Raw genomic sequence first — 7,739 nt, 5'->3', positions numbered from 1 at the left:
CGGCCCGCCGAGAATCCCTGTGGGAGCGGGCTTGCTCGCGAAGGCGTCGGCACATCCAGCATTAATGTTGCCTGACCCACCGCCATCGCGGGCAAGCCACGTTCCCGCCGTGTTATCTGCCGAATCACAACCTCCCGGCCCGCCGAGAATTCCTGTGGGAGCGGGCTTGCTCGCGACGGCGACGGCACATTCAACATCGATGTCGCCTGCCCCCCCAAACAACAGGCACAAAAAAGGGGACTTTCGTCCCCTCGCGGTGTTAAGCCCTCAACCTCAGTAAATATCCTTCGACAGCAGTGTAAACGGTGTCTTCACCAGGATCTTCAGGTCCAGCCACAATGACCAGCTATTGATGTATTGCAGATCGATCTCAACACGCTTCTGCATCTTGTCGATGGTGTCCGTTTCACCCCGGCAGCCGCTGATTTGAGCAAGCCCGGTGATCCCCGGTTTAATCCGGTGACGCGCCATGTAGGCAAGGATCTTCCCCGAGTAAAAATGGTTGTGCGCGACAGCATGTGGACGCGGCCCCACCAGGGCCATATGCCCTTGCAGCACGTTGAACAATTGCGGCAACTCGTCCAGCGATGTGCGACGGATAAAGCGGCCGACCGCCGTAATACGCGAGTCGTTACGGCTGGCCTGTTTCACTTCACGGTCATCATGCATACGCATCGAGCGGAATTTCCAGACCTTGATCACCTTGCCGTTCCAGCCATGGCGATCCTGCTTGAAGAACACCGGGCCGGGCGAGTTGAATTTGACCGCCAGCGCAATGACCAGCAGCACCGGACTCAGCAGGATGATGGCCAGCAGCGCCACACTTTTCTCCATCAGGCTTTTGCTCAGGGCCGCCGTCGGGCGGCTGGTCAGCGGGCTCTCGTTCAGGTAGATCGCCGGCAGACCGTCCACGACTTTCACCGAGTGATTGAGCAGCGTCAGGCTGTTCAGATCCGGCACCCAGACAACGTCCACGTTGGCCCCCAGCAAATCGACATACATCGCTTCGATTTTCGCCGCTTCGCACAGCGGCAGCGTGATGTACAAGCGGCGGATGTCGTGGGCCTCGATCAGAGCCAGCAACTCTTCCTGAGCGCCGACGATGCGCGGTGCGTCCGAGTCCAGGACCGGCAGATCGCCGTTGCTGACCAGACCCACCAACGGCAGGTTCTCCAGTTGGTTGAGCTTCTTCGCCAAGCCCAGTGCCAGTTCGCCTGTTCCTACAATCAGGGTCTTGTGCTCGCTTTTACGCGAGCGCTGATAGAACTTCGAAAACGCATGCAGCGGCGCGTACAGCAGTGCCTGACCCAGGAAGCCATACACCGCCCAACTCAGAATCACCTGTCGTGAGAACAGCTCATCGGCCTTGCAAACAAAGGCGATGAAGGCCAGCGCCGCCATGGTCATCGACCAGCCCATCAACAGCCGACCCAACCCGGTCAGGTAGTTGTCGCGTTTGCGATAAACGCCGCTAAACGTGTAGGCCGGGACCGAGGCCAATACCGCCAGTGTTGCGCACATTCGGTAGTAGAACGCGACGGTACCGGTGTGCTGCTCAGCCAGTATGAACAACAGCGTTACAACAAAGCCCTGTGCCAGCGCCCATTGGCCCCAAAAGGTCAGTCCTTTGAGGCCTGCGCTTCGATTGATACTGAGAGAAAGATCCATACGATATCCCCAAAAGACGTCCATTCAGGTTTCAACAGTTGAAAGCCGAGTTGTTAGTCAGAGTTATTGTTTTTGTTTTAACGAGTGTCCTGAGGTAACAACGTCGATAGGTCGAACTGTCGTCAATCAATAGACTAAGTTATTGTCGGGAATGGTGTCTGACGAGTTCTAACAAGGTGGCACAGTGCCAACTTTTAAATAATTAAATAGAGGGGTGTTAGAAAAGGTCGTGGAGGAGGGGGTGAATAGATGATGTCGTTTTTGTTACTGTTGGAGGGGTGGAGGCATGGAAGTCTTATTTAGCGAAGGGAGGTAAAGTCAAACAGAGTGCTCTTCTTGTTTTTGTAGTCGCACTGTTATCTGTTTGCTTTGTACGGAACGGTCGCCGTGTTTACGCGACGATTTCCTGGATGAGGCAATAACCGCGATTTCTTACGGCGCGGAACAATCGTTCACCATTGCTGGCGCTTTTGAATTTGTCTTGCAGGCGACTCAGGCACATTTCCAGGCCGCGATACTGCTCCGGCTCTCGGCCGATGCTGAGGATCAGGTCATCGCGACTGACAACACGCTCTTCATGGTTAAGCATTTTCTTGACCAATGCGGTTTCCAGGCCAGTCAGACTGATTTCGACGCCTTCTTTGCTCAGTGCGCCCTGATCATTATCGAGATGCCAGGTTTCGCTGCAAGGCGTGTCGCCCATGATGACTGGAGGCGTGTTTGCCGAGACGCTGTGAAATGGATTCGCCGACTGTGCAGCCAGCCATTCGGACTCAAGAGTGGCTAATATTCGCTGTGTGTCATGTTCAATCGTACGGGCGACGTTTCTTCGGGTGCCGTTTGGGTAGGTGAACTCCATCAGCATGGGGGCGGAAGAGGGCGAAGTAGCACCTTCAATAAACATTTGTGCCTGAGACGTACCAAACGAATTGAAGCGCTTGCTGGACAACATGCTCTCAAGTTCACGCTGCGAACTTGTACTGTGAGTCACGACAACAAAATATTTTCTTGGGAGGGTTGTACTAGTTTCCATGTCTCTCTCCTAAATACACACCAAAAATGGCTAAAAGATAAATCGGCAGGCGAGCAATGACTTCCTTGGAAGTAATCGATAGGCAGGGTCTGGGCCCAATGATAGCCCTCGATGAATTCCACTCGATCTGCTGCTATGTTGTTGAATTTATTATTATGTTGGCGTGCTCATTCAAGCGCTTTGTTATTAGTAGGCGTGAGGTATAACTAGAGCTATATGGTTGCATCAGACGATCCTTCGTAAGTATGCAAAAGGGATGGTGCCCTTGAGTCAGGCAGTCGATATCAGACCGCGCATCAGGCGATAGCCGTAGCCGCGGATACTCTGAATCGCGTTCGTACCATACATGTCCTTGATTTTTCCACGCAAGCGGCTGATTGATTTTTCCAGCGCCCTGGGATCGTAGAAATTGGTATTGAGCCCCATGATATCGGCGATTTCATCGTGGCTGAGGATGTGATTACTGGTTTGCGCAAAGGCTTCCAGGATCTTCATTTCAGCGAAAGAAATATCCAGCTTCTTGCTGGTATCCATCAGGCAGATACGAGTGGGGTCGAGTGTCAGATTGACTTCTCTTTGCCATTCTTCACTGTTGAAGAATTCGCCAAGTGACTCGGCGCCATCGTCGCAAGGAGTGTTGACCTTGATACAAAAGTCCGCCCCGGCCAGATAATACTTGATCTTGTTGAAGGCGCCGCGACCGCTGATGACCGCACAAATGATAGGTTTCAAGTTGTCGGTGCGCAGGCTCTCCACCAGCGCAAGATTCTCTTCAAGAGCTTGGGGGCTGTCGATGACAATGAAGATGGCTCGATACGAACCAGGGTGTTCATTCTGCTCATATGAACTAGTGTAGGCGTTGGCATCCAGTGCCATATCGCTTCGTATGTGCCGGGCGATCAGTGCTCTAAAATGTTCAGCCACGCCACGGGTTCGACCCAGAGTGAGAACGCCGGGTTCATCGTTTGTCGGGCGCGGACTTCTAGTCGCCAAGTTCCCTGAGAGCATCATGCATTGACTCGAATTAAGTGCTGACATCGGGATGTTAAAGCACTAATTCTCATCTGTGACTGACAATTGGTAACATTCACGCGATTTTTAGACGTGGCTCCCGAGTTTTATAACAATAATTAAGCATTTCATGCTTTTAGTTGATTTTCTCGGGGGGCTGAACTAGCTGCTAGATGGTGGCACAATGAAATTGTGCCACTATTTTGAATCAGTGGCCATTACTGTCTTGTGTCCTTTTGCCATTATCTAGCCATCGAAGAGAGTGTGATATTGATCACACTTTTCCCGGTTGGCAAACTTTTTCTATTAAAGTGCCTAAATATTTTCCGAGTAGTTCGTAGGCGGACGATTACTAACATGGCTTGAGTGTGTCTTTTAATAAGGCATATTCTGCGTCGCCTACTCAGCAATGGGCCGATATAGCAATTGTTTCAATACAGATACTCAATTTCTGAGTGCAGTTTTAACGGGTCGCTCGCCACGAGCACTCTGACGGAGGATTAATGGATTTCTGGACCCTTTTCCAGGTGTTGATATTAGGTGCGGTAGAGGGCCTGACCGAGTTCCTGCCTATCTCAAGCACCGGCCACCAGATTATCGTCGCCGACTTGCTGGATTTCGGCGGCGAACGCGCAATGGCCTTCAACATCATTATTCAACTGGGGGCCATTCTTGCCGTCGTTTGGGAGTTCCGGCCGAAGATCTTCGCCATCGTCAAAGGTTTGCCCACTGAGCGTAATGCTCAGCGCTTCACCCTCAACTTGCTGATCGCCTTTCTCCCCGCCGTTGTACTGGGAGTATTGTTCGCTGACAAAATCCATCAATACCTGTTCAACCCCATCACCGTCGCTGTGGCCTTGGTCGTCGGCGGTGTTGTGATGCTATGGGCCGAACAGCGTAATCACGTAGTGAGTGTCGATCACGTCGACGACATGCACTGGTCTGACGCGCTAAAGGTCGGTTTCGTACAATGCCTGGCGATGATTCCAGGCACCTCGCGCTCCGGCTCAACCATCATCGGCGGCCTGCTGTTCGGTCTGTCGCGCAAAGCCGCCACCGAGTTCTCGTTCTTCCTCGCCATGCCAACGATGGTAGGCGCCGCCGTTTATTCAGGCTACAAGTACCGCGACCTGTTTCAGCAAAGTGACCTGCCAGTCTTCGCCCTCGGCTTCGTTACTGCGTTTATTTTCGCGATGATCGCCGTGCGCGGCCTGCTCAAGTTCATCGCCAACCACAGTTACGCCGCGTTCGCCTGGTATCGGATCGCGTTTGGCTTGCTGATATTGGCAACGTGGCTCTTCGGCTGGGTGAACTGGACGGCGGCAGCGGCGGGATGAGGATAAAGCCAGGCGAATCAACTCGCCTGGCCAGTTTGAGGGGATGGCATCAACGGCCTTCAAGCAACTCCGCCGCCTGATCCAGCAACGCCAGCGGATCCTTGGCCTTGTGAATATCCACCGACAACAACTGACGAAACTTGCGCGCCCCCGGGAACCCGGTGCCCAAGCCCAGCACATGGCGAGTGATGTGATGCATCGAGCCACCGGCCAGCAAATGCTCGGCAATATAAGGCCGCAACTGCGCCAGCGCCTCAGCGCGGCTGATCACCGGCGCTGAACTACCAAACAACTGCTGATCCACCTCCGCCAGCAAATACGGATTGTGATAAGCCTCACGCCCTAGCATTACACCGTCGAAGGTCTGCAAATGCTCATGGCAAGCCTCTATCGTCTTGATCCCGCCGTTCAGCACAATCTCCAACTCTGGAAAATCCGCCTTCAACTGTGCGGCAACGTCATAGCGCAACGGCGGAATGTCGCGATTTTCCTTCGGCGACAACCCCTCCAGAATTGCAATCCGCGCATGGACTGTAAAACTGGTACACCCGGCATCCCGCACCGTCTCGACGAAATCACACAACTGCTCGTAACTGTCGCGCCCATTGATCCCGATTCGATGCTTCACCGTCACCGGAATCGACACTGCATCGCGCATCGCCTTTACACAATCGGCCACCAGTTGCGGATGTCCCATCAGGCACGCACCGATCATGTTGTTCTGCACACGATCGCTTGGGCAGCCGACATTGAGATTCACCTCGTCATAACCGTGTTCCTCAGCCATCCGCGCGCAAGCGGCCAGATCCAACGGAACGCTACCGCCCAACTGCAACGCCAGCGGATGCTCGGCTTCGTTGTGACGGAGGAAACGTTCGTGATCGCCGTTAAGGAGCGCGCCGGTGGTGACCATCTCGGTGTAGAGCAGGGCGTTCTTCGACAGCAGGCGTAGGAAGAACCGGCAATGGCGGTCAGTCCAATCCATCATGGGGGCAACACTAAAGCGCCGAGACAGCGTAGGCATTGGTTTTACTGGGCTAAGGCTCTGATTCTGTACCATTTTACTCAACGTGTTTTCGGCGTGTTTTGGGGCGTTTTCAGGCGTTTTTCAGGTCTCGGTGGTGCGATCTACCACTTCAAAACCGACGCGTACCACTTTCGATATGGCAGCTATCAGGGCAAGAAAACTGGCAGATGGGTCTGTGAGCTCCACTGCTCAGATCCGCATCAAGCGCGCTGGAGTGCAAGTCTACCAAGAGAGCTAGACCTTCGCCCGGAAACAGGCTGCGCAAGCGTGCGCTTGTAAGCGTGAATCGGAACTCAATGAGCCTGGCGCTATCGAGCGGGCGAGCCGCAAGGGCGCAACTGCCAAAGAGATGATTGATCAGTACCTGCGCGAAGTCGAAAAAGCGCGGCCGCTGGGCAAGACCCAAAAGATTACGCTCACGGCCCTCGTTGTCAGCTCCTTCGGCAAGCTCAATGACACCGACATCAATACGCAGTGCTTGGTGGAATTCGCCCTGTGGCGGATGAGTGGCGAAAGGGAGGCCTCCCGTTCCTCATCAAAACGATCCGCCACATAGTCGCCTGGGATGCTTCCTGCGACGCTTCCCGCAACCACAACTGCGATTGCGTAAACCGGGGCGGCGGGGCCGCATAGCATCGATATATTCAGTTCAGCCAACGCGGCACCGAGGATAATCCCTCGGCGCCCGGCTTCTTTAGGTTTGTTGTTGGTTTTGTAGATCTCTGAGGCAGCAAAGGCAGCGGTTATGATCCAAGCGACTTTTCCCGTGACCCAGCATTAGGCGTGATGATCAACAGAGCAAGCGCTCAAGCTCGACTCAGTTGATAATCACTTTTTTCAGGTATGACAAGGATTGATCGGATGATTATCACCACCACGCCCTCAATCGAGGGGCGTCAAATAACGGCTTATCTGGATGTCGTTAGTGCCGAATCCGTGCAGGGCGTGAACGTGATTCGCGACATGTTTGCGGGGATGAGGGATTTTTTTGGTGGGCGCTCTCAGACCTTGGAGCGTGCGTTGAAAGAGGCGCGTATCCAGGCAACTGACGAGATCAAGGAACGAGCGCGAGCCTTGCAGGCGGACGCTTTGGTTGGAGTGGACTTCGAGATCAGCATGCCTGCGGGCAAGGGCGGTATGGTTGTGGTGTTCGCAACAGGGACAGCGGTCAAGTTGCGCTGATTATCGGCCCAAACTCGGTGGCCGATAGATTTCGCTGTCACCGTGTTTAAGTTGTTTTCAGTGGGTGTAGGCCGCTCGTCGGGCATGGGTCGATCTGAACCGCAAGTCCAGGAATGACCAGCTAGTCTCAAAAGTCTTGGAGGTCGATATTTTTTCAGGCAAAAGAGCTTTGCTGGTGTCGACCCATTTCTCAGGGGCGAAGGTATGACTGATCCGTATATCGAAGACGATGGTGCTGAGTTTCCATTGAACAATTGCGTACGATGCGGCCAGACCGATTATCAGGCTGGCTTTGGCGAGGATCCGGTTCAGATCGGCAAGATCAAGTCCGCGGCGCCAAAAGGACCGAAGGCAAAGTTCCTGCCCAGGGTCGCGACTCGTGCCCGAAAATAGTCCTGCAGCGAGCGACCCCGCCAACAAGCGGGGTTTTTTGTGGTGCGCCAGGCATGGCGCGTAGCGCCGTGACTGGCGCTGTTCAGCT

Annotated in this window: 7 protein-coding genes and 1 pseudogene; 4 read left to right on the top strand and 4 right to left on the bottom strand. The window is 54.1% G+C overall.

The window, feature by feature from the left end; genetic code table 11:
• Nucleotides 1-273: 273 nt before the first annotated feature.
• From K5E40_RS33785 to K5E40_RS33775, 3 genes are all read right to left on the bottom strand, one after another.
• Nucleotides 274-1,668: an undecaprenyl-phosphate glucose phosphotransferase gene (locus tag K5E40_RS33785; RefSeq protein ID WP_221734380.1), complete on the bottom strand. Its 1,395-nt coding sequence runs from the start codon at nt 1,666-1,668 to the stop codon at nt 274-276.
• 391 nt (nt 1,669-2,059) lie between these two features.
• Complete coding sequence (locus K5E40_RS33780; RefSeq protein ID WP_221734379.1) at nt 2,060-2,701, bottom strand: helix-turn-helix domain-containing protein; 642 nt, start codon at nt 2,699-2,701, stop codon at nt 2,060-2,062.
• Nucleotides 2,702-2,971: 270 nt separating this feature from the next.
• A complete protein-coding gene (locus K5E40_RS33775; protein ID WP_221734378.1) occupies nt 2,972-3,712 on the bottom strand; it encodes a winged helix-turn-helix domain-containing protein in 741 nt (246 codons plus the stop codon).
• A 503-nt stretch (nt 3,713-4,215) separates the two neighbouring features.
• Here K5E40_RS33775 and K5E40_RS33770 point away from each other — a divergent pair.
• A complete protein-coding gene (locus tag K5E40_RS33770; RefSeq protein ID WP_221734377.1) occupies nt 4,216-5,049 on the top strand; it encodes an undecaprenyl-diphosphate phosphatase in 834 nt (277 codons plus the stop codon).
• Nucleotides 5,050-5,098: 49 nt separating this feature from the next.
• Here K5E40_RS33770 and dusA read toward each other — a convergent pair whose 3' ends face one another.
• A complete protein-coding gene (gene dusA, locus K5E40_RS33765; protein ID WP_221734376.1) occupies nt 5,099-6,073 on the bottom strand; it encodes a tRNA dihydrouridine(20/20a) synthase DusA in 975 nt (324 codons plus the stop codon).
• Between the two features lie 139 nt (nt 6,074-6,212).
• Between dusA and K5E40_RS33760 the strand changes: the two are divergent.
• From K5E40_RS33760 to K5E40_RS35325, 3 genes and pseudogenes are all read left to right on the top strand, one after another.
• Nucleotides 6,213-6,590: pseudogene (locus K5E40_RS33760) on the top strand (site-specific integrase); the annotation flags it as partial.
• Nucleotides 6,591-6,937: 347 nt separating this feature from the next.
• Nucleotides 6,938-7,258, top strand: coding sequence for a YbjQ family protein (locus K5E40_RS33755; protein WP_221734375.1), 321 nt, complete (start codon nt 6,938-6,940; stop codon nt 7,256-7,258).
• Nucleotides 7,259-7,462: 204 nt separating this feature from the next.
• Nucleotides 7,463-7,651 (top strand): hypothetical protein, encoded by a 189-nt coding sequence (locus K5E40_RS35325; protein WP_260456240.1) that lies wholly within the window; start codon nt 7,463-7,465, stop codon nt 7,649-7,651.
• Nucleotides 7,652-7,739: the final 88 nt, after the last annotated feature.

The sequence above is a fragment of the Pseudomonas baetica genome (genome assembly GCF_019733355.1).
In the GTDB taxonomy this organism is placed as follows: Bacteria; Pseudomonadota; Gammaproteobacteria; order Pseudomonadales; family Pseudomonadaceae; genus Aquipseudomonas; species Aquipseudomonas baetica_A.
The sequence above is the reverse complement of the archived record's forward strand: the minus strand, read 5'-3'. Positions and strand labels throughout refer to the sequence as shown.